This is a genomic window from Afifella sp. IM 167 (genome assembly GCF_020144925.1).
Classification (GTDB): Bacteria; Pseudomonadota; Alphaproteobacteria; order Rhizobiales; family Afifellaceae; genus Afifella.
Map to the genome: position 1 here is coordinate 66,968 of NZ_NSLC01000001.1, position 26,076 is coordinate 93,043.

Genomic DNA, 26,076 nt, shown 5'->3' on the forward strand with positions numbered 1-26,076 from the left:
CGACCTCCCCCTCATGGCAGGTCGTCGGCGGGAAGGTGCCCACTCGAGCGGAGCAGGTCCTGGCCTTCCGGCGAGCCGATGAAGGTGACGAAATCGGCTGCGGCCCCGGAGATGTCCTTGCGCGTGACGATGTAGAGCCGCTTGGCGTAGGGATACTCGCCGGAGCGGATCGTCTCGACAGTTCCGTGCACGCCGTTGAAGGCGAGCGGCTTCAGCTTCCGTCGCTCGGCCTTGATCTGGCCGAGGGTCGTCACCCCGAGGGAGCCGTACACCCTCTCCAGTACATCCGCATTGTCCTGATCGTTCGCCGCCACATGCAGCTCGGACCGGGAAAGCGCGGTTTCGACCGCGTCTTTCATCTCAGGGGACATGCTCTTCAGCAAGGCGATATCGGCTTCCGTTTCCGGCCGGAGAATGAGGCGGATGGGCTCCGCATCCGGCCAGGTCGCACGCGCGCCGGAATAGATCGCGATGGCGTCCTGAAGCGTGATGTCATCCACCGGGTTCTCGCTGCCGACGGCAAAGACGATCGGTGTGCGGGCATATTCCTGCGCGCGGATCGGCTCGCTGGCTTCGCTCTCCTTGAGCGGCCTTGCGCTGAGCGCGATGTCGATCTTGCCGGCAATGAGCGCGTTGATTCCGCCGCCTGACCCGAGGCTCGGCAGCACCGTGAGGGCAATGCCCGGATGCTCCCTGCGGAAGGCTTCGGCAACGATCTGAACGCCCCCGAGGGCGGTACCAGTGCCGCCGACGAGGACCTTGTCCTCCCGTGCCTGCGCAGCGGCGGAATGTCCGAAGAAAAGGACGATCCCGACGAGAAGGAGCATGGTGGAAAGAAAGGGGCGATGCGTCGGCGAGAGCGTGTTCGCAGTCCAGACCATACTCTGCTCGCTGAATTCCGCGGCCGACCCCCTGGAAGGAGCCTGTCGCGGACGAAGGACAATTCGGTTTTCCACCTACCCGAGTACTACCTTTGCGTGTATGAGCGGTAAACGGATTCTGCCGGATTTTGATCGCTCTCCGGCGCATGCCCCCTATCCGGCGACAAGGTTACCATCTGCCTTCGCCGCTGGCCTCCGGCCTCGCCTGCTGCTAGTCGTTCCGCATGTCCGAGAAGCCTTCCATCGACCATGCCTTCCGCGCCGACACCCTCAAGGGCGGCGCGCTCGACCCGACCTATGCCGGCGCCCTCTCCTTCATGCGACGGAGATATTCGCGCGATCTTGCCGGCGTCGACGTCGCCATCCTCGGCATTCCGCTCGACGTCACCGTGACCAACCGGCCGGGCGCGCGCTTCGGCCCCTCCGCCATCCGGCGCGCATCGGCGATCTTTGACGGCGATCCGCAATATCCCTGGGGCGTCGACATCTTCGAGAACCTCGCCGTCGTCGATTACGGCGATGTCGACCTGCCGCTGCACCATCCGATGGAGATACCGGGCGTCATCGAGGCGGAGGCCGCCGCGATCCTCGCGGCGGGCGCGCATCTCTTTTCCCTCGGCGGGGACCATTTCTCCACCTGGCCGCTCCTGAAGGCGCATGCGGCCAGACACGGGCCGCTGGCGCTCGTGCAGTTCGACGCGCACCAGGACACCTGGCCGGACGACGGCGTGAAGCTCTCGCACGGCACCTTCGTGTTGCGGGCGGTGCGCGAGGGCATCATCGACCCCGAAAAATCCATCCAGATCGGCATCCGCACCGTCGCGCCGGAGACCTGCGGCATCGAGATCATCGATGCCTATGCGTGGCAGGAGATGAGCGCCGAGGAAGCGGCGCGGCGCATCAAGGCGCGCGTCGGCGATGCGTCCGCCTATCTCACCTTCGACATCGACTGCCTCGACCCCGCTTACGCGCCGGGCACGGGAACGCCCGTTGCCGGCGGGCCGTCATCGGCTCTGGCGCTGATGACGCTGGCGAAGCTTGCGGGCGTGAACTTCGTCGGCGGAGACGTCGTCGAGGTCGCCCCGCCCTACGACCACGCGGACGTGACGGCGATCGCCGCCTCCACGGTGGCGCAGCACTATCTGGGGCTTCTGGCGCTCCGGCGCGCCGGCTGAAGCTTCGCCCTCAGAAGCGGATCGACATGCAGGAAAGCCCGCCGTCGAGGAGCTGGGCCTGCGTGACCGGGCTCGTCATCACCTCATATCCCATGATGGAAAGCATCTCGGCCGTTTCCGGATAGCCGGCCGCGATCAGCATCACCGCGTTGAGGCGGAGCGCATTGGCCGCCGCCTCCTCGCCTTCGGGGATCTCCACCACGTTGTAGCCGGTAAAGACGCCCGACTGGGCAAGCAGCGGCACGGCAAGGATCGTCTCCTCGTCGAGGAGCGCCGAGCCGGTCTTCAGGTGCAGCAGGCCCTCCGGCATCGCCACGGGGCGCAGCGGATAGCCCCAGCCGGCAAGGATCTTGGCGAGCGAATCGAGCCCTTCCTGCGTGGTGCGCTTCGAAAGCCCGGCGATCACCTCCCGCCCCGTGAAGAGGAGGTCGCCGCCATCGACGAAGCCCTCGGGCAGCTCCGTCAGCGCCACGAGCTCCGACAGCGCCTCGCGCACCTCGTCCGGCTCCTCGTCGCGGCTCGGCGCGGACAGGTTGAGGAGCACGCCGCCCTCCGGCAGCACGAAGGCCGGGTCCTCGATGAACACCGAATCCGGCAGTTCCGGCAGCGCCGGCTCGACATGCACGGTGAGCCCGGCCTCCTCCAGCGCGGCGCGGTAGGCGAGGTGCTCTTCCATGAAGACGTCGAAGCTCGGGCTGCCCCGGTCCTCGGCCCGCATGCCGTCGACGACGGAGGGCGCCGGCTCGCGGACAAGGGCGGTGGAGAAGCGATAGGCGATCGAGGGGTCATGCATCATGGCGCGGCCATAGAGGCTCGCTCGGCCGAGCACAAGGCGGCGATGCGCGAGCGGCGCTTGCAAGCGCACCGCGCCACGCTTAATCCCCCCGGATGCTTCAACTCTCTGGCCTCACATTGCGCATTGCCGGGCGCACGCTCATCGACAAGGCGAGCATCTCCCTGCCCACCGGCTCCAAGGTGGGCCTCGTGGGCAAGAACGGCGCCGGCAAGACGACGCTCTTTCGCGCCATCGCCGGCGACATCGCCCCCGACGAGGGCGAGATCGTCCTGCCCAAGCGCGCCCGCATCGGCCGCGTCCTGCAGGAGGCGCCCGGCGGATCCCATACCCTGCTGGAGACGGTTCTGGCCGCCGACGAGGAGCGCACGCAGCTCCTCGCCGAGACGGAGACGGCGCAGGAGGGCGGGCGCATCGGCGAGATCCATACCCGGCTCGCCGAAATCGGCGCCCACGAGGCCGAGGCGCGCGCGGCGCGCATCCTGAAGGGCCTCGGCTTCGACGACGCGGCGCAGAACCGCCCCTGCTCGGAGTTTTCCGGCGGCTGGCGCATGCGCGTGGCGCTCGCCGCCGTGCTCTTTTCCGAGCCGGACATCCTGCTGCTCGACGAGCCGACCAACTATCTCGACCTGGAGGGCGCGCTCTGGCTGGAGCGCTACATCGCCCGCTACCGCCATTCGGCGATCCTGATCTCGCATGACCGGGACCTCCTCAACAACGCGGTCCGCTCCATCGTGCATCTGTCGGAGCAGAAGCTGACGCTCTATTCCGGCGGCTACGACGATTTCGAGCGCCAGCGCGCCGAGCGCCAGGCCCTGCAGGCCAAGCTCAAGGACAAGCAGGAAGCCCAGCGCAAGCACATGCAGGCCTTCGTCGACCGCTTCCGCGCCCAGGCCACCAAGGCCCGCCAGGCGCAGTCGCGGCTGAAGGCGCTCGCCAAGCTCCAGCCGGTCTCCACCATCGCCGACGAGACGGTGCTGCCCTTCCGTTTTCCCGACCCGGAAAAGCGCGCCGCCCCGCCCATCCTGCAGATGGAGGCCGTCCAGGTCGGCTACGAGCCCGGCAAGGCGATCCTGAAGGGCCTCAGCCTCAGGATCGACGACGACGACCGCATTGCTCTTCTGGGCGCCAACGGCAACGGCAAGTCGACCTTCGCCAAGCTTGTCTCCGGCCAGCTGGAGCCGCAGAGCGGCACACTGAAGCGCTCCAACAAGCTGAAGATCGGCTATTTCGCCCAGCACCAGCTCGACGAGCTCATTCCTGGCCGGTCGGCGGTGGAGCATATCCGCGCCCGCCTGTCGGGCCTGACGGAGCCGCAGCTGAGGTCCCGCGTCGCGCAGATGGGCCTCGCCACGCAGAAGATGGACACCAAGGCCAAGGACCTTTCCGGCGGCGAGAAGGCGCGCCTCCTGATGGGCCTTGCCACGCTCGGCCGGCCGCACCTGCTCATCCTCGACGAGCCGACGAACCATCTCGACGTCGACAGCCGCGAGGCGCTGATCCACGCCCTCAACGACTATTCCGGCGCCGTCATCCTGATCAGCCACGACCGCCACCTGATCGAGGCGACGGTCGACCGGCTGTGGCTGACCTCGGGCGGCACCGTCGGCTCCTATGAGGGCGACATCGAGGATTACCGCCGCGAGGTTCTGGAGGGCCCGCCGAAGAAGCCGGACGCCGCCCGCCCCGCCGCCGCGCCGGCGCCGCGCCAGAGCCCCGCCGACCGCCGGAAGAAGGCGGCACCGATCCGCCAGAAGATGAAGGAATGCGAGCGCCTGATCGAGGTCTTCACCAAGGAGGTGGAGGAGCTCGACGACCGCCTCGCCGACGGCGCCCTGCATCGCGGCGACCCGGAAAAGGCCGCCGGCTATGCCAGGAAGCGCGCCGAAAAGGCGGTGATGCTGGAGCGGCTGGAAGAGCGCTGGATCGAGCTCGGCGCCATGCTGGAACAACTGGAGGACGAGCCGAGCGCGGCCTAGCCGGGCAAGCTTTCCAGACCGGCGAAAATCCCGCTGTAAACACGCCGCCCGGCGCGCGACGCGCCGGCGGCAATGCCGAAAGCCGGGGGCGGGCGATACCCCTCCGGCTGCGCCATCCCTCTGCCCTTCGCACACTCTTCGCAGCGGCTCGGCCGCCGCGCCTTACCCGCGTGCGGCCTGCGTGATCCATGCGCTAGCCGCGTGGCGCGCCACGTCTGCGCGGCGGGCGGAGCCACAGATCAATACAACTTGAGCGCGAATACAATACTTAACCTGTATATATTTAGCACTGTTCATCATTACTGTTGCTATTTCGCGACTCCGGCCGTTTTGACTGGTGCATTTATGCCGATCATAAATTTGATAATTGACAAAGCGGAAAATCGCCCCTTAGCCTAGAGTCAAATTGATATAACACCTAGAAACGAGTGCGGATCGCTTCGGTTTTATACGTATCGTTACCACACCTTACAATAATTCTAGGCTGAATATCACTAGCTTTCAAAAGCTGGTGTTAGGGGGGAAATAGATGTCAATCTTCAGCGGTTCAGACCGCGCGATATCCTTTGCCTTGTCGGCAGGGCGGCGTCTAGCGATTGCAGCTTTATCGATCATTGCAGTATCGCTGGGCGCGACGGAGTTCGACGGCTCCGCCAGGGCAGAAATGAGCGGCGCCAGCCGGGACTTGAGCGGCACCAGCCAGGCCGTGATCGACCTCAGCGACGCCATGAGGGACCTCGACCCGGCGGTGGAGGACCTCAGCCAGGCGGTGATGATCAGCCCTCCGGCGGTGGGCCAGGTTGGCGCCCACTATGTCGGCTCCGAGCCATGCCGGCTCTGCCACGCAGGCTCGTTCGACGAGTTCAAGCTGACCGTCATGGGACGGCTTCTGGAGAGCGGCCACCACACGGTCGGCGGCAAGATGGAGTGCGAGAGCTGCCACGGGCCGGGCTCCTCGCACGTCAACGCCGGCGGCGGGCGGAACGACATCGGCACGGGCGTCATCCGCTCGTTCCGCAAGGACGATCCGAGGTCCACCTCCGCCGACACCAATGGCATCTGCCTGTCCTGCCACGAGAAGGGCCAGCGCACCTATTGGAAGGGCTCCGTCCATCAGACCCGCGGGGTCGCCTGCACGAGCTGCCACACGGTGATGCGCCGTTCCTCGCCGAACATGCAGCTGGCCAAGGGCAACGTCATGGACACCTGCTTCCAGTGCCACAAGGACAGGCGCGCCCAGTCCGTGCGCACCGCGCACATGCCGATGCACGAAGGCAAGATGGACTGCGCCAGCTGCCACAACCCGCATGGCGGCCCCAACGACAAGATGCTGCAGGAAGCGAGCGTCAATGACGTTTGCTACACCTGCCATGCCGACAAGCGCGGGCCGTTCCTCTTCGAGCATCCGCCGGTGCGCGAGAACTGCCTCAACTGCCACGAGCCGCACGGTTCGATGAACCGCAACCTCTTGACGGTGATGCGGCCGCGGCTGTGCCAGCGCTGCCATACACCGGGCCGCCACCTCGGCAACCCCGCGCTCGGCGTCAGTTCCAACCGCTACATGGTCAATAGCGCCTGCCAGAACTGCCACACCAACATCCACGGCTCCAACAGCCCGTCGGGCCGGCGCTGGCACCGCTGAGATCGAAAGAAGGGCGCGGGGCGGCTGCAGCCCGCACAGGCCCGCCGCCCCGCCGCCGACAGGAGACGACACGCAAGGAGCTTCGCTCGCAAACCAAGACCTGAGCAGATTTCTCTGGGGGGAGGAAACGATGAAGGTTCAACGCCGATTGACGCTGGCCACGATGGCGCTCATCGCCGGTGGCGCGGGGCTGCCGCAAGCCGCCATGGCACAGGAGGAGACGGAGGCCGAGGCCGTCACCTGGGGTGAGGTGGAGATAGGCGCCCGCGTCTTTCTCAAGAAACCTCCGAAGCACGCCACCGTCTGGAACACGCCCAGCATCCAGGCGCCGCAGAGATACAGCTCCGCGAAGTTCGAGGAATACGGCGATGTCGATTCCGGCCTGCTTCTGCAGAAGGTGATGTTCGGCTGGCAGTCCGGCGACGGGCTCTATTTCGCCGAGGCCAGCGCCGAGAACGTCGGCAAGAACAACGGCCGCTACATCTTCGACTGGTCGCGGACCGGACTGCTCTACGGCTCCTTCATGTGGGACCAGATCCCGCACCTTTATTCCACCACCGCGCAGAGCATCTGGCAGGGCGTCGGCACCGACAACCTGACGACGAACGTGTCCTTCCCGGCGAGCCCGCCGACCGCCGCGCAGTACGACGCGGCGATCGCATCCAACGTCAACCCGATCAGCATCGGCATCGATCGCCGCCGCATCCAGTACGAGCAGTCCTACACGCCGAACCCGAACTGGGAGTTCGAGGCGAGCTACCTCAACGACCACCGCAAGGGCACGCAGCCTGCCGGCATCCTGATGAACGGCTTCGGCGCCGGTCCCGTGCACCGTGTCGACGTCCCGCGCCCGGTCGACGACGTGACGCAGAACATCAAGGCGACGGGTGAGTATTTCGCCAAGACGCCCTGGGGCGGACGCTTCAACGTTTCTTTGACGGGCCGCGCATCGATCTACGAGAACCGGTACGATTCCTTCACCTTCCAGAATCCGTACTACCAGGCGCCGGGGACTAACTACCCGCAATTCGGCCGCGTGAGCTTGGCGCCCGACAACTCGGCCTATTCGATGGGAGCCACGACCGGCATCGATCTGCCGTGGAAGTCCCGCTACATGGCCACGGTCGCCTATACGACGATGGAGCAGAACGACACGCTCCTGCCGTATACGATCAACCCGAACGCCCCGGCGCTGACGCTGCCGACCTCCAGCGCCAAGGCGAAGATCAACACGCTCCTCATCAACAACAGGCTCCACACGCAAGTCAGCGACAGCGTCTCCACCACGCTGCGCTACCGCTACTACGACCTCGACAACCAAACGCCCGAATGGCTGATCAACCAGTACATCATGGGCGACTCCGTCACCGCGACGCCGGCCGGCGGCGGGCTGACCGCCCTCGCCTACGCCTACACCAAGCAGAACGGTTCCGCGGAGGTGAGCTGGCGGGCGAGCGACAAGGTCACGCTCGGCGGCGAGCTCGGCTGGGAGCGCTGGGACCGCGAAAGGCGCTCGGTCAACGTCACGGACGAGTATTCGGGCAAGGTGACGCTCGATGCGCACCTCACCGGCAGGGCGCAGCTGCGCTCCAGCTACCAGTATTCGCAGCGCCGCTACGACAGCTACGACCTCGGCCCGGTGCTGGATGCCATGAACAGCCAGCCGCTCGGGACCAATGTCGATCCAGGCGTGCGCAAATACGACATGGCCAACCGGGACCGTCACAAGGCGAATGTCTCGCTGGAACTGACCGCGCTCGACAATCTCGTCGTCACGCCGAATTTCGGCCTGCGCTTCGACGATTACCTCACCGACCCGACGATCCCGGAATACGGCCTCCTGAAGGACAACAGCTGGAACGCCGGGCTCGAGGTCGCCTTCTCGCCGACCCCGGGCATCAACCTGATGCTGGCCTACGTCTACGAGGATTTCGACCGCGACATGGTCGGCGCCAGCATCACCGGCGGCGGCGCGGCCACCGTTACGGGCGGCTGGGACAGCAAGATGAACGAACAGGTGCACACCCTCATCGGCGGCGCCAATATCGAGATCATCCCGGGCGTGCTCGATCTGGAGCTCTACGACAGCTACGCCTACGGCGTGTCCAAATGGACCGCGACGGCAAGCGCGCGCACGCCTGTCGCCACGCCCCTCTGCCCCGGTGTGACCAACTGCGCCGCCTTCCCCGATGTCGTCAGCAGGTACAACCGCTTCGATGCGGCGCTGAACTACCATCCCGAAACGGGCGATTTTCTTGGCCTCGACGGCGATCTGACCTTCAAGCTCGCCTATTCCTGGGAACGAAACTTCAGCGACAACTGGCAGGACGGACTCGATACGCCCTACCAGCACCTCATCGACACCGATGCGGCGAGCTACGCCATGGGGACGTGGAACACCAACTACAACGTCCACGCGATCATGGCTTCGCTGGTCTACCGCTGGGGCGGCGCGCCGCACTGACGCTCACGCCCGCACAAGGCCGGTGCAAGGACCCGAAACAACCTGAAAGCAAAACCAAGAGAGGAAACAGCCAATATGAGTGATGGTACGAAGAAGCCGAACGGCAGCCTGTCCCGGCGCGAACTGCTCGCAGCCTCCGTGCTCGCGGCCTCATCGCTGGCGATCCTGGGAGCCGGCTCCGCCGAGGCCCAGCTCGCCAAGAAGGCGAAGCAGAACATCGCCGGCTATCAGACGACGCCGAAGGGGCGGCAGCAATGCGACAATTGCCGTCATTTCCAGGCGCCGAACGCCTGTCAGGTCGTGGAGAGCCCGATCTCGCCGACAGGCTGGTGCCGCCTCTACGCCAAGAAATAGGGCTGCGGCGCACCACCAAACGCGGAGGGAAGCCTGAAGCCTCGAAGGCGAACCCGCGTGACCTCCAACTTGCGGGGCCTTGCGCCCCGCATTTTTCTTCCGCGCCGAAGCCGCGACCGGACCCAGCGCGGCAACAGCCTTGTTGCGATAGCCCGCATGACGAGGCGGCTAGCCGAGAGGCGTCTGCTGGTGCTGGACGATCTTCCAGCCGTCCTTGTAGCGCCGGTAGGTGGAGGTGCAGATGGCCCGGTAGGGATCAGCCCCGTCCCGCCGACCCTCGGCCTCGTAGCCAAGCACCACGGTATCCCCGTCGGGCCGGCCAAGATGCCGTTCGGTGATGGCGACGCAGGTCCAGCGCGGCGCCTCGGCGACGCTCTTGACGATATCGGCCCCCTGCAGGAGGCCGACCGGCGAGCGAAAGGCCATGATGCAGCCCTCGCCCAGCGTTACGTCGTAAACGCCTGGGGCCTCCAGCCACAGCCGTTCCTCCAGCTCCCATGCGCGCGCGTCGTTCATCTTCCTGTCCTTCTCCTGCATTCTTGCCGGCCGGGCGTCGCCGCGCCCGCCTGTCGTTAAGGTAAAGCTGCCCTTCCGGTTGCGGCCCGCCCTCAGGAGGAGCGGAATCGGTCTCCAAGATTCGGGGGGATCGAAACCGTGCAACGCATTCCAATCATTCCCGCAGCAGCTCTTCTTCTCGCCGTCTTGGCCAGCCCTGCCCTCGCCCAGGATTTCACGCCCGAGCAGGAGACGGCGCTGGGCCAGGCGGCGCGGCAACTGGGCGGCGAGCCTACTCGGGAGCAGTTCCTGGCCTTCCTGACGGAGCCGATCCGCAGAAAGGACCGGAACGGCGACGGCTTCGACATCGGCGACGTAGCGGCCGAGATCGATGCGGAAGAGGCGACGGCTCGTGCCGTCGCGATCGGCCGTATCCTGGCCGGCGATCTCGACGGCGACTTTGAGGTGACGCGCGCCGAGGTGCAGGCATTGCAGCGTCTTCAGAAGGGCGACCTCGTTGCGCGGCGCTTCGACGAGGTCGACAAGGACGGGAACGGCGTCGTCACGCTTCGGGAGATAGCGGAGGATTTCCAGGAAGGCGGCGTCGGCATCCGGAGCACCGGCGGAACGGCCGCCATCCTCATGGCGCTCGATCCGGATAGGGATGGCCGTCTGACGCTCGCGGAGGCCGGCGAGGTCACCGAACGCTTCTTCTCCAGCTACGACACCGATGGCGACGGCGTCATGAGCAGGCGCGAGCTGTCGCCGCTCGCCAGCGCCACCCAGGCCCGCCTCCAACTCGCGCGCCAGGAGATCGAGAAGGTCCGCGAAGAACGCGAGGCACGCGCCGTCTGCGGCGCACCGAAAGCGGAGCCGGACCAGAAGGTCATGCTCATCGGCGCCTATGAGGCGGCGGCGATCTCCTCCGTCTTCGTCGGCTCGCCGGAGGAGGAGACCGGCACCGTGCCGGTCCATGTCGAGCCGGGGAAGACCCCGCTCTACGTGCTGGCCACCTCCTACCAGCCGGTGATCTGGCAATTCGACGGCGCGGTGGAGCGCGTGGCTACGGTCGTCGTCGGCGGCCGCGCCAGTGGCGGCGTGGCCGGCATCGCCGAAGACCGGGTGCATTTCCTGGAGGCGGAGGACTGCCTGCCCTACACCTACAAGCCGCGTTCCGTCGAGGGCGTGCTCGTGCGCCGGAAGGCGGCGGCCATTGCCGGCGTCGACGACGTCGAGGCCGCCGGCGACTATGCGCTCGCCGGCGTCTCGCTCCCCGACATGACGCTGGCGCCCCGGGTCAGCGGCAACGCCGGGGACGGCCCGCCCGTGACCAGGATTTCGTCGCCCGCCGTCGTGGCAAACGCAAAGGTGGGCGTCTACGAGGTCCTGCCTGGACCGGCAGGCGTCGCGCAGCTCGTCGCCAGCGGCCATCTCGTCAAGCTACGCGGCCACAAGGAGTACCGTCTGGTAAAGCCGATCCCGTATCTGCCGGCGCGCCTGACGGGGGCTCATTCCATCAACCTCGTCGTGGCTCCCGGCGTGCCGCGGCCAAAGGGAAACCCCGGCCATTCCTGCATCGTCATGGAAAAGACCGGCGAGACCATCGGGCTCACCCCGTCCTGCCGGTAGGGTGTCAGCCATCGAGGAGGAGTTTTGCCGCGATCGCCCACATGACGAGGCCGATCAAAAAGTCGAGCACGCGCCAGGCGCGCGGATCGGCAAAGACGGGACGCAGGAGCCGCGCCCCGTAGCCCAGGGCGAAGAAGAAGACGAAGGATGCCGCCATGGCACCGGCCGCAAACGCCACGCGCGCGCCCTCGTACTGCGCCGAGACCGAACCCAGAAGCACCAGCGTGTCGAGATAGACATGCGGATTGAGGAAGGTGAAGGCGAGGCAGGTCAGAAGCGCCGTAGCAAGGCTTTCCCGCCCGCCGCCGAGCGGCTCCAGCCCATCGTTCGCGCGCAGCGCCGACCAGAAGCCTTTCGCCCCGTAGGCGATGAGAAAGGCGGCGCCCCCATAGCGCATCGCCGGCCCGAGCCAGGGCACGGCCGCGATCAGCCCCGCAGCCCCGGCGACCCCCGCCGAAATGAGAAGGGCGTCCGACAGCGCGCAGACGAGGCAGACGGCGAAGACATGCGAGCGCGCCAGCCCCTGGCGAAGCACGAAGGCGTTCTGCGCACCGATCGCGGCGATGAGGCTGAGCCCGAGGGCAAAGCCCGCAAGGGCGGCACTCATGGCTCGGCGGCGGCGCCGGAAAGTTCGCGGATCTCGCCCGCAAAGAGCCGTTCAAGGCTCGCCGGCCGGATCTCCCCCGGCTCCGAATAGGGATAGGCGAAGGCGATGACGAAGAAGACGATGAGCCCGGTATAGGCGCCGAAGATCGATAACAGGAGGAGGTTGGGCGCCGTCGGAGGAAAGGCGCAATAGGCCATCGCCGTCAGCGCCACGCCGACGATCGCCGCCAGCATGAAGAGCGAATTGACCCCCTCCCCGGCCGCATCCTCGCGCATCAGCCTGAGGCTCGAAATCTCGCGCACATATTTGACCAAAAGCGGCTTCAGCGTCTCCTGGCGCACCCCGTCGGGCTCCAGCGCCAGGATGGCGTCGTAGACCTTTTCCCAGCGCTCCCATGCCTCGCCCGACAGGTTCTCGCCATCGGCAAGGCCCGGCAGCTCCTCCCGGAGGACGATGGAGGTATAGGCGGCAAGGTCGACACGGGCCGAGCGCGTCTCCTCCACGTCGAAGCGCTTCAGATCGTAATAGACGTCGCCGATCACCGCCGCCTCGCGCGAGATGGTCTCGCCGATCTGGTCGAAGTTGGCGAGCTCCTGGGCAAAGACGAGGGCGAGGATCAGCCCGTGCAGCGCCGAGACGCGGATGACGACCGAGCCCGCAAGGTCCCTCGAATCGTCCACCCCGCGCGACGCCATGACCGCCCTTGCCGCGAAATAGGTGGCAAAGGCGATGGCGATCGTGCCGAGGATGATGACGGCGCCCGCGAGAAAAGGGGGAAGGGAAAGAATCATGTCGGAGCAATCATAAAACCGCATTCTTTGCCGGGCAGTTACCGGGCAGGGTTGACCGGAGCGCAACGCCGGGTTTGCCAGAAGCGTTGTAACGGGCGAGATCAGGCACCGGCCGCAATGCCGAGGCATCGGCCGGGCGGGCGCAGGCAGGAAAGGCTTTGAACGCCATGGGCAAGGAAATCGAACGCAAGTTTCTGGTAAGCGGCCCCGCCTGGCGCGAGGCCGTGAGCGAACAGCACGAGATCCGCCAGGGCTATCTGTGCAACGACGAGCGCGCGAACCTGAGGGTGCGCATCGTCGACGGCGAGAAGGCTTATCTCACCATCAAGAGCGGGCGCGGCCTCACCCGCGAGGAATGGGAATATGCGATCCCGCTGGAAGATGCCGGCGAGCTGATGGAAAAATGCGCCGGCCGCCTCATCGAGAAGACGCGGCACCTCATCCGCCGCCACGACCTCACCTTCGAGGTGGACGTCTTCGCCGGCGCCAACGAAGGCCTTGTCATCGCCGAAGTCGAGCTCACCCACGACCGGCAGGAATTCGAGCGTCCCAGCTGGCTGGGCGAGGAGGTGACCGGCGACGGGCGCTACACCAATGCCTCCCTGTCGCAGCACCCCTTCCGCGACTGGACATGACTTCCGCCCACGCAACCCTTGTGAGTATGTTGGCCCGATGAGCTTTTCCCTCGACCCCGCCAAGCCGATCGCCGAGGAGCTGCGCCGCGCCGCCATCGAGCAGGTGGAGCGCGCGCGCGAAGAACTGAAGACCGAGGACGAGGACCGCCATGAGGCGATCCACCTCGCCCGCAAGCGCTTCAAGAAGCTGCGTGGCCTGCTGCGCCTCGCAAGGCCCGGCCTCGGCGAGGATTACGGCATCGAGAACGCCCGCTGGCGCGACGCCGGCCGGAGGCTCTCCGTCATCCGCGACACGACCGCCGTCCTGGAGACGCACGACACGCTGACGAGCCATTTCGGCGACCGGCTGGAGGACGGCCTTCTTTACGGGGTGCGCCAGGAGCTCGACGACCGCCGCATCCGCATGGTGCGCAAGGTGGACGATCTCGATGCCCGCATCGAGGAAAGCTTCGCCGTGCTGGACGAGGGCGAAAAACGCTTCGCCGAGATCAGCTTCCCGGACGATTTCGACACCGTCGCGGCGGGCCTGTCGCGGACCTACCGGCGCATGTCGAAGGCCATGCAGGCCGCGCGCGACAGCGACGACCCGGCGATCTTTCACGAATGGCGCAAGCGCACCAAGTACCATTGGGTGCACCTGAAGCTCCTGAAGAAACTGTGGCGCGAGCCGATGGAGGCGCGCCGTTCGGAGGCGAAGGAGCTCGCCGACATTCTCGGCGACGAACACGATTTGTCCGTCTACCGGGCCCTCATGCGCGACGAGCCGAAGCTCTTCGGCAAGAAGAAGGTGCAGGAGATGCTGCTGGCGCTGATCGACCGGCGCCAGAGCGAATTGCGCGCTTCCGCCTTCGACATCGGCGCGCGGCTTTGCGCGGAGAAGCCGAAGGCGCTCGCCGCCCGGCTTAGCGAATACTGGGAGGTCGCCCGCACAGAGGCGCTGGAGCCGCGCGGCAAGCTCGCCCCCTCGCCCACCGAAGAACCGCAGAAGGAATCGGAACCGGAGACGAGCTGAGCCTGCCGGCTCAGCCCTGCTTCGACCAGCGCCCGCTCTCGTCCTGCCGCCAGTAGGTGATGTCGGCGCCCTCGCCTTTCAGCTGCTTCCAGGCACCGCGCGCCCAGTCCATCGCGGCCGGGTCCGCCGCCTCGAAGAGAAAGACGACGCGCTCATAGGCGGCAAGGTCGCCCGCATCCGCCCCATGCGTGAGAAAGCGGATGGCCGCGCCGTTCGGGTTCTCGTCGGTTTCCGTCAGATAGATCGGCTGGCGTTCGCTGTGGCCGTCCTCGGCCGTGCCGTGCGGCAGGAAGGAGGCGTCGTCGAAAGTCCACAGCGCCATGTCGATCTCCGACAGCTTCTCCTTCACGCCGGCCTGCACCACGGCGCGCCAGCCGCGCTTCAGCGAGCGCTGCAGAAGGTCGGGAAGCGCCCGCCCGATGGGGCGCGTCTCCAGATGATAGAAGAGGATCTCCGGCAAGCCGCGCCTCCCCGGGCCGAAAGGTCAGCCCTTCTCGTAGCGGTCGCGCACGAACTGGTCGAGGAGCCGCACGCCGAAGCCCGAGCCCCAGGATTCGTTGGTGTCGCTGGAGGGCGAGCCCATCGCCGTACCGGCGATATCGAGATGCGCCCAGGCGACGCCCTCGTCCACGAAGCGCTTGATGAACTGCGCCGCCGTGATGGAGCCGCCCCAGCGCCCGCCAACATTCTTCATGTCGGCGTTCTTGGAATCGATCATCTTGTCGTATTCCTCGCCGAGCGGCAGGCGCCAGACCTTCTCCCCGGTTTCCAGGCCCGCCGCCAGCAGGCCGTCGGCAAGCCGGTCGTCATTGGCAAAAAGGCCCGCATGCTGGTGGCCGAGCGCCACGATGATCGCACCCGTCAGCGTCGCAAGGTCGATCATCGCATCCGGGCTCGTCGTCTTCTGGATGTGGGTGAGGATATCGGCGAGAACCAGCCGGCCCTCGGCATCGGTGTTGATGACCTCGATCGTCTTGCCCGCCATGGAGGTGACGATGTCGCCGGGCCGCTGGGCCTTGCCATCCGGCATGTTCTCCACGATGCCGACGATGCCGACGGCGTTCACCTTGGCCTTGCGCCGGGCCAGCGCCAGCATGACGCCGGAGACGGCGGCCGCGCCGCCCATATCGCCCTTCATGTCCTCCATGCCGGAGGCCGGCTTGATGGAGATGCCGCCAGTGTCGAAGACGACGCCCTTGCCGACGAAGGCGACGGGCTTGTCGCCCTTCTTGCCGCCGTTCCAGCGCATGATGACGACCCGCGGCGGACGCTCCGAGCCCACCGCCACGCCCAGAAGCGCGTTCATCTTCAGCTTGGCGAGCGCCTTTTCCTCGAGAACCTCGACCTCCAGCCCGTCGCCGTCGAGCGCGGCGAGCTTGTCTGCGAACTCGACCGGGCCGAGGATGTTGGCCGGCTCGTTGACGAGGTCGCGGGCGAGTTCGACGCCCGCATCGACCGCCGCCTCGATCTTCCAGGCGGCAGTCGCCTTGACCGGATCGCCGACGCCGATCGTGACGGTGACGGGCCCGTTCTTTTCCTCGTCGTCCTTCTTCTGGCTCTTGTAGCGGTCGAAGCGGTAGCGCCTCAGCGTCAGGCCGAGCGCGAAAGCGGCCGCCTCGCCGGGGCTCGGATAATTGCCGGCCGGATCCTGAAGGATGATCGTCGCCTCGCCCTCGGAGGGAAGGAGCTTTGCCGCCGCGCCGCCGAGCCGCAGCCAGTCGAAGCGCCCGGAAGGCGCGCTCTCGCCGATGCCGAGGAAGAGGATCCGCTCCAGCTCCACGCCCGTCGGAGCCACCATTTCCAGCGCCTTGCGGGCCGCGCCGCGGAAGCTCTTGATGCGGGCGAACAGCGCGAAGCGCTCGCCGGCCGACTTGTCGAGGGAGGCGGCCAGCTCGCCGAGCTGCAACTTCTTGTCGGTCAGGACGACGGCAGTTCCCTTCTCCGGGATCTGCGCTCCTGCGAATTTGATGGAGGTGCTGGCGGCCATGCTGTTGCCTCGTTGCTCCGCTTTTGCGATTGGGATGTGATAGGGAGGTGGCTTAGCCCGGACGGCGGGGGCGTCAAGGTCAAATGCCGTTAACCACGCTTCTTGGTCAAATTTTATCTATGCGTGGCTAACGCTTACCGGCCGGCGGACATGTCGGCGCGCTGGCGAAGGAAAGTATGTCGTTTTTCGGTCTGCCGCTCCTGGAACGCTACGTCTTCCGGCGTGTGCTGATGCTCCTGCTTCTGGTGCTCGGTGCGCTCGTCGCGACGATGTGGATGACACAGGTCCTGCGCGAACTCGACGTGGTCACCGCCAAGGGCCAGGCGATCTGGATGTTCATCCTGATGACGCTCCTGGCGCTGCCGGCCCTCATCCAGGTCGTCGCCCCGATCGCCTTCCTCATCGCCGCGACCGTCACCCTCAACGGTCTCAACGCCGATAGCGAGCTGCCGGTGATGGCCGCCTCGGGCGCTTCCTCGCGGGTCGTCGCCCGTCCGATCCTGTTGCTCGGCATCTTCGTCTTCGCCCTGACGATGGCCTTTCACCACTACATCGCCCCAGGCGCCCTTTCCGGTCTGCGCACCCTGATCAACCATGTGCGCGCCGACCTCATCGCCACCCTCGTCAAGGATGGCGGCTTCCGCACGGTCGACCGAGGGCTGACCATGCATATCCGCGAGAAGGCGCCGGACGGCAGCTTCCGCAACATCTTCGTCAGCGACGACCGGAACGCAGAGGAATCGACCCAGTACATCGCGAAGTCCGGCGTCCTCCTGGAGCGCGGCGGCAACGCTTTCCTGATCATGAAGGACGGCGAACTCGTGCGCGAGAACAAGCTCAAGGGCGAGGCGAGCGTCGTGGAGTTCGAGACCTACGGCTTCGATCTCAGCCAGTTCAAGGCGGGCGAGGTCAATCCAACCTACAAGCCGCGCGAGCTGACGACGCCGGCGCTGATCGATCCAGACCCCGACAACGTCTACTACACCAAGTATCGCAGTCGCTGGCAGGCCGAGCTCCACGACCGGTTCACCGCCCCGCTCTACACCATCAGCTTCGGGATGATCGCGCTGCTCTTTTGCGGCCGCGCCCGCACCAACCGGCAGGATCGCGGCTTCGCCATGGTGATGGCGATCGCCTCCGGCTTTATCCTGCGCGGCGCGGGCTTTGCCGTTCTCGCCGCCGCCACCAGCAACGAGAGCCTTATCCCCCTCCTCTATGTGGTGCCGATCGGCGGAGCGATCCTTGCCTGGCTGGGACTGCGCAGCGACGTGCGCTGGCGCGTGCCGCAATGGCTGGCGATCTGGCTCGACCGGATCGGGGGCCTTTATACCCGCGCCCTTTCCGTCATCCCCGGCGCCGCCCGCTGGCAGAGGCAGGCGCCGTGAGGACGACGCTTTCCCTTTATATCGCCCGGCGGTTCCTCACCTCCTTCTTCATGATCCTTCTGGCTCTGATGACGCTGGTCTTTCTCGTCGATTTCGTCGAGATGCTGCGCCGCCTGAGCGACGTGCCGAACTTTTCCGCCCTTCTCGGCCTGAAGCTCGCCCTGATGCGCACGCCGGGGCTTCTGGAAGACATCCTGCCCTTCCTCTTTCTCTTCTCCGCCATGATCTGCCTGCTCGACATGTCGCGTAAGCTGGAGCTCGTCGTCGCCCGTGGCGCCGGCATCTCCGTCTGGGGCTTTCTGGCCGCGCCGCTTGTGCTCGCCCTCATCTTCGGCCTCGCCTCTACCTTCGTCATCAACCCCGTGGCGACCTACCTGAAGGGCAAGGCAGAGCGCGGCGAGGCGGCGCTCGGCAGCGGCGCGCGGCTCGCCGGCGCCAGCGACGCGATCTGGTTTCGCCAGGACGGCGTCGACGGCCCGTCGATCATCCAGGCGACGAGCTTCGATTCCGACACGCTGCAGCTCCTCGGCGTCACCGCCTTCCTGTTCGAGCCGGACAACAGCTTCCGCGGCAAGCTGACGGCGCCGAGCGCCGACTTCAGGCCGGGCCGCTGGACCTTCCGCGACGCCCGCTACGTCTCGGCCGACGGCGCCCCGCAGCAATTCGCCCGCTATCTCCTTCCGACCTCGCTGAGCGCCAAGGAGATCAGCGAGACGCTCATCCGGCCGGATAGCCTTTCCATCTGGACGCTGGGCCGATTCATCGATGCGGCGGGCCGCACGGGGCTCAATACCGACCGCTTCCAGCTGGCTTTCCACAGCCTGCTCGCCCGCCCCATCCTCCTGATGGCGATGATCGCCGTGGCGGCCACCGTCAGCCTGAGGCTTTTTCGTTACGGTGGCGTAGGAAAGCTCGCCCTGACTGGCATCGGCCTGGGCTTTTTGCTTTATGTGATGACGAAAGTCGTTAGCGATATGGGCAGCAACGGCATCTTGAATCCGGCTTTCGCCGCATGGGCCCCGGCGATCGTCGCTCTTTTGTTCGGAGCCACAGCGCTCCTGTACCAGGAGGACGGATGACACCCGTCCGTTGGAACATCCTCGCGACGCCCCGGCGCGCATCCCTGAGGGTTGCGCGCCAGCTTTCGTTCGCCCGCGCCGCGGCCCCCGTTCTGGTGTTCGTTCTGGCCTTCGTTCTGGCCCTCGGCCCCGCCGCTCTCGGGCCCGCGCCGGCACGCGCGCAGGATCTCGACCTTCGCTCCCGCGCCGCCTCCGAAGATCCCGATTCGCGCATGCTGGTGGAGGCCGATCAGCTCGTCTACGACTTCGACGAGCGCACCGTCTCGGCGGTCGGCAATGTCGAAATCTTCTACAACGGCTACACCCTGGTCGCCGACCGGGTGACCTATCGCGAGCCCTCCGGGCGGCTCCTTGCCTCCGGCCATGTCCGCATGACCGAGCCGGACGGCAACATCGTCCACGCCGAGGACATCGACATCACCGACGATTTCGGTGAGGGCTTCATCGAAAGCGTCAACGTGGAGACGACCGACCGGGCCCGCTTCGCCGCCAACAGCGCCGAGCGCCGCGAGGGCAACGTCACCGTCTTCCGCCAGGGCGTCTACACCGCCTGCGAGCCCTGTAAGGACAATCCCGAGAGGCCGCCGCTCTGGCAGGTGAAGGCCTCCAAGATCATCCACAACAAGCAGGAGCAGACGGTCTATTACCGCAATGCGCGGCTGGAGTTCTTCGGCGTGCCGGTAGCCTATTCGCCGTACTTCTTCCATCCCGACCCGACGGTGAAGCGCAAGAGCGGCTTCCTGACCCCCAGCTTCCGCAACAGCTCGGTGCTCGGTTACGGCGTCACGACCCCCTATTTCTGGAATCTTGCGCCCAATTACGACATCACCTTCTCGCCCACCGTCCTGAGCAAGCAGGGGCTGCTGGCAGAGGGCGAATGGCGTCACCGGCTGATGAACGGCGCCTACAACGTGCGCCTCGCCGGCATCTTCCAGCTCGACCCCGACGCTTTCGAGCCGGACCGCTCGGGCGACCGGGACTTCCGCGGCTCCATCACCACCAGCGGCGCCTTCGCGATCAATTCGCAGTGGAGCTGGGGCTGGAACCTCGTCGGCACCACCGACCGCACCTTCGGCCGCGAATACAAGATCAAGGGGCTGACCGAAGACGATGTCGTCAACACACTCTATCTCAACGGCTTCAGCGAGCGGAACTGGTTCGACCTTCGCGGCTACGCCTTCCGCGTTCAGCGCGAGGACCCATATGTCAGCCCCGACAAGGACGGCATCGACTACCAGGCCGAGCAGGCGGTCGTGCATCCGGTGCTCGACCACAACTACATCTTCGACCACCGCATCCTCGGCGGCGAGATCAGCGTCAACAACAATGTGACGAGCCTGACGCGCACCGATTCCGACTATCTGACCACACCGACGGGCATTACCTACTTCGCCGGCGTGGAGGGCACCTTCTCCCGCGCCAGCACCGACGTGACTTGGCAGCGCAACGTCATCGGCCCCCTCGGGCAGGTCTTCACGCCTTTCGCCTATCTGAAGGCGGACATCTACGACGTGCAGTCGCAGGACCCGCAGCTCGGCAGCGGCTCCTATACCCGCGCCATGCCCGCCGTGGGCCTCGAATACCGCTGGCCGTTCCTGGCCACCTCCCGGGGCATCACCCAGACCATCAGCCCGGTTGCCCAGATCATCGCCCGCCCGAACGAGCAGCACATCGAGGATCTGCCGAACGAGGACGCGCAAAGCCTTGTCTTCGACGACACCATCCTGTTTTCGCGCGACAAGTTCTCCGGCTACGATCGCCAGGAAGGCGGCACCCGCGCCAATATCGGCTTCACCTACCAGGCCCTGTTCAGCAACGGCGCCAGCGTCGACGCCATGTTCGGCCAGTCCTTCCAGCTCGCCGGCACCAATTCCTTCGCCGTACGCGACGCCGGCCTGACCGGCGTCGGCTCGGGCCTGGAGAGCGACCGCTCGGACTATGTCGGCCGCGTCTCTCTCGACACCGGCCAGGGCCTACGCATGACGGCGCGCGGCCGCTTCGACAAGGACGACCTTTCCCTCGATCGCGCCGAGGCGACGGCAAGCTATTCGAACGGCCGCAACAGCGGTTCGCTGACCTACCTCTATCGCACCGAGGTGCCTCTCCTCGGCCTCGGCGAGCAGGAGGAAATCTCGGCCGCCACCCAGGTCGCCGTCAGCCGCTACTGGTCGGTCCTCGGCGGCATCACCTTCGACATCGACAAGCAGGCGCGCGTCAAGCACGCCCTCGGCCTGGCCTATGACGACGAGTGCTTCAATCTTTCGGCCGTCTACTCCGAGACGCGCGACGCCTATACCGATCTCGTTTCGGGCCGCCAGGTGTTCGTCCGCTTCAACCTGCGCACCCTCGGCGAAAGTCAGGTGAGCGTCGATGACGCGACCAGCGAGACGAATTCCTCCTCTAATCAAAACTGGTTCTAACAAATTGACGCCAGAATGGTGGTTTTGATGCAAGATCACCTGAACAATAAGAGACACACCGCATGTTCGTCCTCGCCAAGACTCGCAAGGCAGCCGCGCTCACGCTGATCGCAAGCCTCGGCCTCGCTCTGTGCTTCGCCCCGCAGGCCCTTGCCCAGAGCTCCATCAAGATCCTCGTCAACGACCAGCCGATCACGACCTACGACATCCGCAACCGGGCCAAGTTCCTGCACCTCACCTCGCGCGGTCAGGCCGGCGAGAAGCAGGCGACCGACGAGCTGATCAACGAGGCGCTGAAGATGCAGGAGGCCAAGCGGCGCAACGTCTCGGTCTCCGAGCAGGAGGTGAACGCCGCCTTCGCCACCATCGCCCAGCGCGCCAAGATGCCCGTTTCCGGGCTTGAATCGGCGCTCCGCCAGGCTGGCGTCGACCCCTCCACGCTGAAGGACCGCATTCGCGCCGAACTCGCCTGGCGCGACATCGTCCGCGCCCGCTTCCGCGCCACGGTGCGCATTTCCGAATCCGACGTCGCCGAAGCGCTCGGTGGTCGCGGCGAGGACGAGCAGGCCGATGGCGGCGTCATGGAATGGGAGGCGCAGCCCATCCTTTTCATCGTGCCGAAGAACGGCTCCTCGGGCGCGCTCGCCCAGAAGAAGCGCGAGGCGGAGGCCTTCCGCTCGCGTTTCAAGAGTTGTGACGAGACGCTGGAGCAGACCCGCGGCATGAAGGGCGTGGTGGTTCAGCCGCATGTACGCCGGCCGGCGAACGAGTTCCCGGAAAACGTCCAGCCCGAGCTGAAGCGCGCGCAGGTCGGCACGGCGCTCTCGCCCCTCAAGGTCGATGAGGGCTTTCAGGTGCTCGGCCTGTGCAGCAAGCGCACCATCTCCGGCGCCTCCGCCGCGGCAGATCAGGCCCGCGAGGAACTGGCCAACGAGCGCGGCCAGCTTCTCGCCCGCCGCTACCTTCGCGACCTGAAGTCCGACGCGGTCATCGAATATCGCTGATTGCCGGCACTGCCGTAAAACTGTGACCGGAATCGCCGATGAAGGCGGCGGACACCGCTATCGCCAAAAAACCGGGCTTGATCCGCAGGCCGAAGGGCGACAAGTGAGGGTCTTGCCACGGTGCCTGTCGAAGCCGACCATCGACGCGGCCGCTGTGGCGTGAAAGGCGTTCGGATGCTGGAATCTTCAACACAAGGTGCAGGCAGGTTCCCGGACGCCGCTAAAGCCCCCACCCTTCCGGCAGGATTTGTGATCTAGATGCTTCCCATCGCCCTTACACTCGGCGAGGCCGCCGGCGTCGGCCTCGACATCGCCATCGCCGCCTGGGCGCGGCGCGAGCGCGAGCGCCTGCCGCCTTTCGTCTTCCTCGGCTCGGCCGCCAATGTGCGCGAGCGCGCCATTCTCCTCGGCATCGACTGCCCGGTGCGCGAGGTCACGCCGGAGGAAGCCCCTCTCGCCTTCTCCATGAACTTCCCCTGCCTCGCCGGCTTTCCTGAAGCCCATGCCGAGCCCGGCGAGATCGATCCGGCCGACGCGTCCACCACCATCGCCTCGATCCGCGACGGCGCCCGCCTCGTCGCCGACCACAGGGCCTGCGCCCTCGTCACCAATCCGATCGCCAAGCACGTTCTCGGGGCGGCCGGATTCGCCTATCCCGGCCACACCGAATACCTCGCCGAGCTCGGCGCGGAATATTTCGGCGAAAAGCGCCGGCCGGTCATGATGATGGCCGGGCCCGGCCTCCGGACAGTACCCGTCACCATCCATGTGCCGGTCGCCGACGTGCCGCGCCTCCTGACGAAGGAGCTCATCGTCGAGACCGCCCAGATCACCGCGGCGGAGCTGAAGGCGCGCTTTGCCATTCCCTCCCCCCGCATCGCCATTTCCGGTCTCAACCCGCATGCCGGCGAAAAGGGCATGATCGGCAAGGAAGAGATCGAGGTCGTCGCGCCCGCCATCGAGACGCTGCGCAGCCAGGGCATCGACGCCACCGGCCCGCTGCCGGCCGACACCATGTTCCACCCCGCCGCGCGGGCGAACTACGACGTGGCGCTGTGCATGTTCCACGACCAGGCGCTCATTCCGGTGAAGGCGATCGCCTTCGACGAAGCCGTCAACGTCACGCTCGGCCTGCCCTTCATCCGCACCTCGCCGGACCACGGCACCGCGATGGAGATCGCCGGCACCGGGCTCGCCCGGCCGACGAGCCTCATTTCGGCGATCCGGCTCGCGGCGGAGATGGGGCGCGCGGCGGGCACGGCTTGAACCTCACGGACGGGGAGGTCGCAGAGCGGGTCGCCCGGCTCCCGCCCCTCCGTCAGGTGATCGACGCGCATGGCTTGCGCGCGCAAAAATCCCTCGGCCAGAACTTTCTTCTCGACCTCAACCTGACGCGCCGCATCGCCCGGGCCGGCAGTGCCGCCGGTTGCCTCGTCATCGAGGTCGGTCCGGGACCCGGCGGCCTGACCCGTGCGCTTCTCATGGAAGGCGCGCGCGAGGTCATAGCGATCGAGCGCGACCGCCGCGCCATCCCGGCGCTGGGCGAGCTTGCCGCCGCTTCCGGCGGCCGGCTTCGGGTGCTGGAAGACGACGCCCTTGCCGCCGACTATGCCGAGATGGCGAAAGACGCCGAAAACGTCCGCATCATCGCCAACCTTCCCTACAATATTGCCACCCCGCTCCTGACCGGCTGGCTGACGCCCGAGGCCTGGCCGCCCTTCTGGCAAAGCCTGACGCTGATGTTTCAGAAGGAGGTCGCCGAGCGCATCGTCGCCGCCCCCGGCGACAAGGCCTATGGCCGCCTCGCCGTGCTGGCAGGCTGGCGCAGCCGCGCCGCCATCGCCTTCGAGGTGCCGCCGCAGGCGTTTACGCCGCCGCCGAAAGTCACCTCGGCGCTCATCCGCATCGAGCCGCGCGACGACGCCGCCAGCCTCCCGCCGCGCGCCGTGGAACGGGTCACGGCCGCCGCCTTCGGCCAACGCCGCAAGATGCTGCGCCAAAGCCTGAAGGCCGCCTTTGGCCGGCCGGAGGAGGTTCTGGAAAAGGTCGGCATCGCCCCGACGGCCCGCGCCGAGGAAGTGCCGGTGGAGGGCTTTCTGAAGCTCGCCGGCCTCTATGTGGAAGAGGTGCGCTCGCCCGCTTCGTCTTGAAGCTCGTCGATCAGCTCCCGGCCTTCCGTGAGGAGCTGGCTGACGAAGGCTCTGAGCCCCGTCACGCGATCGCGCTTTAGCCGCTCGGCCGTCAGGATGCCGCGCACCGCCGAAAAGGCGCATTCCAGGTCGTCGTTGACGATGATGTAGTCGTAGCGGCTCCACTGCTCGATCTCCTCGATCGAGCCGGTGAGCCGCCTTCCGATCGTCTCGCGCGAATCCTCCGCCCGCCGCACGAGCCGCGCTTTGAGCTCGCGCATGGTGGGCGGCAGGACGAAGACGCGCACGATGTCGTTCGGCAGTTTCTCGGCGATCTGCGCCGTGCCCTGCCAGTCGATGTCGAAGAGGACGTCGCGGCCGGCCGAGAGGGCATCCTCGACAGGCTCCAGCGGCGTGCCGTAATGATGGCCGTGGACCTGCGCCCATTCCAGAAGGTCGCCACGCTCCACCATGCGGGTGAAATGCGGCTCGTCGATGAAGTGGTAATGGACGCCATCGCGCTCGCTCTGCCGGCGCGCCCGCGTCGTCACCGAAATGGACAGCTCAAGCCCGTCATCGGCGTCGAGGAGCTGGCGGGCGAGCGTGGACTTGCCCGCTCCCGACGGCGAGGAGAGGACGAACATCAGTCCGCGGCGCATCAGGCGTATCGGCTCGGTGGTCATTCCAGATTTTGCACCTGCTCTCGAAGCTGGTCGATGGCCGATTTGAGGTCGAGGCCGATGGCCGTCGTCTCGTGGTCGACCGATTTGGAACAGAGCGTGTTGGCTTCGCGGTTGAATTCCTGGGCAAGGAAATCGAGCCGCCGGCCGATGACGCCGCCTTCGGCGAGCCGGCTGCGCGCCTCGCCCGTATGCGTCTTCAGCCGGTCGATCTCCTCGCGGATATCGGCGCGCGTCGCCGCCAGCACCGCCTCCTGGTAAAGCCGCGCCTCGTCGAGCTGCGTTTCGGATGAGATGAGCGCGACCTGATCGCGGATGCGCGCCTGCAGCCGCTCCACCAGCGAATCGATGCGCGCCTCCGCCGAGGCCACGAGGCCCTCGATGCGGTCCAGGATGTCCCAGAGATGGCCGCGCAGGCGCCAGCCTTCCTGCTGCCGGGCTTCCTGGAGCCGTGCAAGCGCCTCATCGAGGCCCTCGATGACGGCCTTGCCGGTCTCGCCTTCGGTCGGATCGCCCGTGCCGCTCGCCTGCACGAGAACGCCGCGCAGGGCGAGGATGCCATCGGCCCGTGCCGGAGCGATTCCCTCCACCTGCGACAGCCGCTGGGCAGCCGCCAGCACGACGGCGAGCGCCCCCTGGTTGATGGCGATGCCGGGATCGACCGAGCCGCTCTCCTCCGAGAGGCTGAAATAGCAGCTGCCGCGCGTCAGCCGCTTGCGCGTGGCCTCCCGCGCGGAAGGCTCCAGCCCGTCGAAGCCGGGCGGCAGGCGAAAGCGGATTTCGAGCCCGCGCGCATTGACGCTTTTCAGCTCCCAGACGAAGCGCGTCCCGCCGGCATCAAAGGCGTGGCGCGCAAAGCCGGTCATGCTCTGGATGGGTGAGGTCATGGGTCCCGTGCGTAGCGCCGCGAGCCCCGGCGGGCAAGCCGGACGGCC

Annotated in this window: 23 protein-coding genes; 14 read left to right on the forward strand and 9 right to left on the reverse strand. The window is 66.6% G+C overall.

Annotation, left to right across the window (positions count from 1 at the left end):
• Positions 1-11 precede the first annotated feature (11 nt).
• Positions 12-881 carry a substrate-binding domain-containing protein gene (locus CLD20_RS00335; protein ID WP_224404595.1) on the reverse strand — a complete coding sequence of 290 codons (870 nt, stop codon included), beginning with the start codon at positions 879-881 and terminating at the stop codon, positions 12-14.
• A 224-nt stretch (positions 882-1,105) separates the two neighbouring features.
• Here CLD20_RS00335 and speB point away from each other — a divergent pair, with 224 nt between their 5' ends.
• Positions 1,106-2,056, forward strand: coding sequence for an agmatinase (speB, locus tag CLD20_RS00340; protein WP_224404596.1), 951 nt, complete (start codon positions 1,106-1,108; stop codon positions 2,054-2,056).
• Positions 2,057-2,066: 10 nt separating this feature from the next.
• On the opposite strand, the gene CLD20_RS00345 is transcribed toward speB, so the two are convergent.
• Positions 2,067-2,915, reverse strand: coding sequence for an arginine deiminase family protein (locus CLD20_RS00345; RefSeq protein ID WP_224404597.1), 849 nt, complete (start codon positions 2,913-2,915; stop codon positions 2,067-2,069).
• A gap of 29 nt (positions 2,916-2,944) precedes the next feature.
• Between CLD20_RS00345 and CLD20_RS00350 the strand changes: the two genes are divergently transcribed.
• The 4 genes from CLD20_RS00350 to CLD20_RS00365 all read left to right on the forward strand — a co-directional run bounded on the left by CLD20_RS00350 (position 2,945) and on the right by CLD20_RS00365 (position 9,288).
• Positions 2,945-4,828 carry an ABC-F family ATP-binding cassette domain-containing protein gene (locus tag CLD20_RS00350; protein WP_224404598.1) on the forward strand — a complete coding sequence of 628 codons (1,884 nt, stop codon included), beginning with the start codon at positions 2,945-2,947 and terminating at the stop codon, positions 4,826-4,828.
• 664 nt (positions 4,829-5,492) lie between these two features.
• On the forward strand, positions 5,493-6,470 hold the full coding sequence (locus tag CLD20_RS00355) for a DmsE family decaheme c-type cytochrome (RefSeq protein WP_224404599.1): 978 nt from the start codon (positions 5,493-5,495) through the stop codon (positions 6,468-6,470).
• A gap of 130 nt (positions 6,471-6,600) precedes the next feature.
• Positions 6,601-8,934, forward strand: a complete 2,334-nt coding sequence (locus CLD20_RS00360; RefSeq protein ID WP_224404600.1) for an MtrB/PioB family decaheme-associated outer membrane protein — start codon at positions 6,601-6,603, stop codon at positions 8,932-8,934.
• A 75-nt stretch (positions 8,935-9,009) separates the two neighbouring features.
• Positions 9,010-9,288 (forward strand): high potential iron sulfur protein, encoded by a 279-nt coding sequence (locus tag CLD20_RS00365; protein WP_224404601.1) that lies wholly within the window; start codon positions 9,010-9,012, stop codon positions 9,286-9,288.
• Between the two features lie 168 nt (positions 9,289-9,456).
• Here CLD20_RS00365 and CLD20_RS00370 read toward each other — a convergent pair whose 3' ends face one another.
• A complete protein-coding gene (locus CLD20_RS00370; protein ID WP_224404602.1) occupies positions 9,457-9,804 on the reverse strand; it encodes a hypothetical protein in 348 nt (115 codons plus the stop codon).
• Positions 9,805-9,942: 138 nt separating this feature from the next.
• Between CLD20_RS00370 and CLD20_RS00375 the strand changes: the two genes are divergently transcribed.
• A complete protein-coding gene (locus CLD20_RS00375) occupies positions 9,943-11,412 on the forward strand; it encodes an EF-hand domain-containing protein (protein WP_224404603.1) in 1,470 nt (489 codons plus the stop codon).
• A gap of 4 nt (positions 11,413-11,416) precedes the next feature.
• Here CLD20_RS00375 and CLD20_RS00380 read toward each other — a convergent pair whose 3' ends face one another.
• Together CLD20_RS00380 and CLD20_RS00385 are read right to left on the reverse strand one after the other, a co-directional pair.
• Entirely contained in the window at positions 11,417-12,019 is a 603-nt protein-coding gene (locus CLD20_RS00380) for a LysE/ArgO family amino acid transporter (protein WP_224404604.1), read from the reverse strand.
• Positions 12,016-12,810 (reverse strand): DUF4239 domain-containing protein, encoded by a 795-nt coding sequence (locus CLD20_RS00385; RefSeq protein ID WP_224404605.1) that lies wholly within the window; start codon positions 12,808-12,810, stop codon positions 12,016-12,018. The genes CLD20_RS00380 and CLD20_RS00385 overlap by 4 nt, the downstream gene beginning before the upstream one ends.
• A 167-nt stretch (positions 12,811-12,977) precedes the next feature.
• On the opposite strand from CLD20_RS00385, the gene CLD20_RS00390 reads away from it, so the two are divergent.
• Positions 12,978-13,445, forward strand: a complete 468-nt coding sequence (locus CLD20_RS00390) for a CYTH domain-containing protein (protein ID WP_224404606.1) — start codon at positions 12,978-12,980, stop codon at positions 13,443-13,445.
• A gap of 37 nt (positions 13,446-13,482) precedes the next feature.
• Positions 13,483-14,457, forward strand: a complete 975-nt coding sequence (locus tag CLD20_RS00395) for a CHAD domain-containing protein (protein WP_224404607.1) — start codon at positions 13,483-13,485, stop codon at positions 14,455-14,457.
• Between the two features lie 10 nt (positions 14,458-14,467).
• Here CLD20_RS00395 and CLD20_RS00400 read toward each other — a convergent pair whose 3' ends face one another.
• Both CLD20_RS00400 and CLD20_RS00405 read right to left on the reverse strand, forming a co-directional pair.
• A complete protein-coding gene (locus CLD20_RS00400; RefSeq protein ID WP_224404608.1) occupies positions 14,468-14,917 on the reverse strand; it encodes a DNA polymerase III subunit chi in 450 nt (149 codons plus the stop codon).
• A 24-nt stretch (positions 14,918-14,941) separates the two neighbouring features.
• Positions 14,942-16,444: a leucyl aminopeptidase gene (locus CLD20_RS00405; RefSeq protein ID WP_224404609.1), complete on the reverse strand. Its 1,503-nt coding sequence runs from the start codon at positions 16,442-16,444 to the stop codon at positions 14,942-14,944.
• A 176-nt stretch (positions 16,445-16,620) separates the two neighbouring features.
• On the opposite strand from CLD20_RS00405, the gene lptF reads away from it, so the two are divergent.
• From lptF to rsmA, 6 genes are all read left to right on the forward strand, one after another.
• A complete protein-coding gene (gene lptF / locus CLD20_RS00410) occupies positions 16,621-17,829 on the forward strand; it encodes an LPS export ABC transporter permease LptF (RefSeq protein ID WP_224404610.1) in 1,209 nt (402 codons plus the stop codon).
• The gene (gene lptG / locus CLD20_RS00415; RefSeq protein WP_224404611.1) at positions 17,826-18,908 is read left to right on the forward strand and encodes an LPS export ABC transporter permease LptG; all 1,083 of its coding nucleotides are present in this window, start codon (positions 17,826-17,828) and stop codon (positions 18,906-18,908) included. Before lptF ends, lptG begins: the two co-directional genes overlap by 4 nt.
• The gene (locus tag CLD20_RS00420) at positions 18,905-21,328 is read left to right on the forward strand and encodes an LPS-assembly protein LptD (RefSeq protein WP_224404612.1); all 2,424 of its coding nucleotides are present in this window, start codon (positions 18,905-18,907) and stop codon (positions 21,326-21,328) included. The genes lptG and CLD20_RS00420 overlap by 4 nt, the downstream gene beginning before the upstream one ends.
• A 62-nt stretch (positions 21,329-21,390) precedes the next feature.
• The gene (locus CLD20_RS00425; protein WP_224404613.1) at positions 21,391-22,332 is read left to right on the forward strand and encodes a SurA N-terminal domain-containing protein; all 942 of its coding nucleotides are present in this window, start codon (positions 21,391-21,393) and stop codon (positions 22,330-22,332) included.
• A 258-nt stretch (positions 22,333-22,590) separates the two neighbouring features.
• Positions 22,591-23,598, forward strand: a complete 1,008-nt coding sequence (gene pdxA, locus CLD20_RS00430; protein ID WP_224404614.1) for a 4-hydroxythreonine-4-phosphate dehydrogenase PdxA — start codon at positions 22,591-22,593, stop codon at positions 23,596-23,598.
• A complete protein-coding gene (gene rsmA, locus CLD20_RS00435) occupies positions 23,595-24,482 on the forward strand; it encodes a 16S rRNA (adenine(1518)-N(6)/adenine(1519)-N(6))-dimethyltransferase RsmA (protein ID WP_224404615.1) in 888 nt (295 codons plus the stop codon). Before pdxA ends, rsmA begins: the two co-directional genes overlap by 4 nt.
• On the opposite strand, the gene gmk is transcribed toward rsmA, so the two are convergent.
• Together gmk and CLD20_RS00445 are read right to left on the reverse strand one after the other, a co-directional pair.
• Complete coding sequence (gene gmk / locus CLD20_RS00440) at positions 24,446-25,144, reverse strand: guanylate kinase (protein ID WP_224404616.1); 699 nt, start codon at positions 25,142-25,144, stop codon at positions 24,446-24,448. The genes rsmA and gmk overlap by 37 nt on opposite strands.
• Positions 25,141-26,028 (reverse strand): YicC/YloC family endoribonuclease, encoded by an 888-nt coding sequence (locus CLD20_RS00445; RefSeq protein WP_224404617.1) that lies wholly within the window; start codon positions 26,026-26,028, stop codon positions 25,141-25,143. The genes gmk and CLD20_RS00445 overlap by 4 nt, the downstream gene beginning before the upstream one ends.
• Between the last annotated feature and the right edge of the window lie 48 nt (positions 26,029-26,076).

What these genes read in the sequence shown, in the direction of transcription:
- CLD20_RS00395 (WP_224404607.1), top strand. Translation starts at nt 13,483, where the DNA reads ATGAGCTTTTCCCTCGACCCCGCCAAGCCGATCGCCGAGGAGCTGCGC.
- CLD20_RS00380 (WP_224404604.1), bottom strand. Translation starts at nt 12,019, where the DNA reads ATGAGTGCCGCCCTTGCGGGCTTTGCCCTCGGGCTCAGCCTCATCGCC.
- CLD20_RS00335 (WP_224404595.1), bottom strand. Translation starts at nt 881, where the DNA reads ATGGTCTGGACTGCGAACACGCTCTCGCCGACGCATCGCCCCTTTCTT.
- CLD20_RS00425 (WP_224404613.1), top strand. Translation starts at nt 21,391, where the DNA reads ATGTTCGTCCTCGCCAAGACTCGCAAGGCAGCCGCGCTCACGCTGATC.
- CLD20_RS00385 (WP_224404605.1), bottom strand. Translation starts at nt 12,810, where the DNA reads ATGATTCTTTCCCTTCCCCCTTTTCTCGCGGGCGCCGTCATCATCCTC.
- CLD20_RS00445 (WP_224404617.1), bottom strand. Translation starts at nt 26,028, where the DNA reads ATGACCTCACCCATCCAGAGCATGACCGGCTTTGCGCGCCACGCCTTT.
- lptF (WP_224404610.1), top strand. Translation starts at nt 16,621, where the DNA reads ATGTCGTTTTTCGGTCTGCCGCTCCTGGAACGCTACGTCTTCCGGCGT.
- CLD20_RS00390 (WP_224404606.1), top strand. Translation starts at nt 12,978, where the DNA reads ATGGGCAAGGAAATCGAACGCAAGTTTCTGGTAAGCGGCCCCGCCTGG.
- gmk (WP_224404616.1), bottom strand. Translation starts at nt 25,144, where the DNA reads ATGACCACCGAGCCGATACGCCTGATGCGCCGCGGACTGATGTTCGTC.
- pdxA (WP_224404614.1), top strand. Translation starts at nt 22,591, where the DNA reads ATGCTTCCCATCGCCCTTACACTCGGCGAGGCCGCCGGCGTCGGCCTC.
- CLD20_RS00420 (WP_224404612.1), top strand. Translation starts at nt 18,905, where the DNA reads ATGACACCCGTCCGTTGGAACATCCTCGCGACGCCCCGGCGCGCATCC.
- CLD20_RS00405 (WP_224404609.1), bottom strand. Translation starts at nt 16,444, where the DNA reads ATGGCCGCCAGCACCTCCATCAAATTCGCAGGAGCGCAGATCCCGGAG.
- CLD20_RS00355 (WP_224404599.1), top strand. Translation starts at nt 5,493, where the DNA reads ATGAGCGGCGCCAGCCGGGACTTGAGCGGCACCAGCCAGGCCGTGATC.
- CLD20_RS00365 (WP_224404601.1), top strand. Translation starts at nt 9,010, where the DNA reads ATGAGTGATGGTACGAAGAAGCCGAACGGCAGCCTGTCCCGGCGCGAA.
- CLD20_RS00360 (WP_224404600.1), top strand. Translation starts at nt 6,601, where the DNA reads ATGAAGGTTCAACGCCGATTGACGCTGGCCACGATGGCGCTCATCGCC.
- speB (WP_224404596.1), top strand. Translation starts at nt 1,106, where the DNA reads ATGTCCGAGAAGCCTTCCATCGACCATGCCTTCCGCGCCGACACCCTC.
- CLD20_RS00350 (WP_224404598.1), top strand. Translation starts at nt 2,945, where the DNA reads ATGCTTCAACTCTCTGGCCTCACATTGCGCATTGCCGGGCGCACGCTC.
- CLD20_RS00370 (WP_224404602.1), bottom strand. Translation starts at nt 9,804, where the DNA reads ATGAACGACGCGCGCGCATGGGAGCTGGAGGAACGGCTGTGGCTGGAG.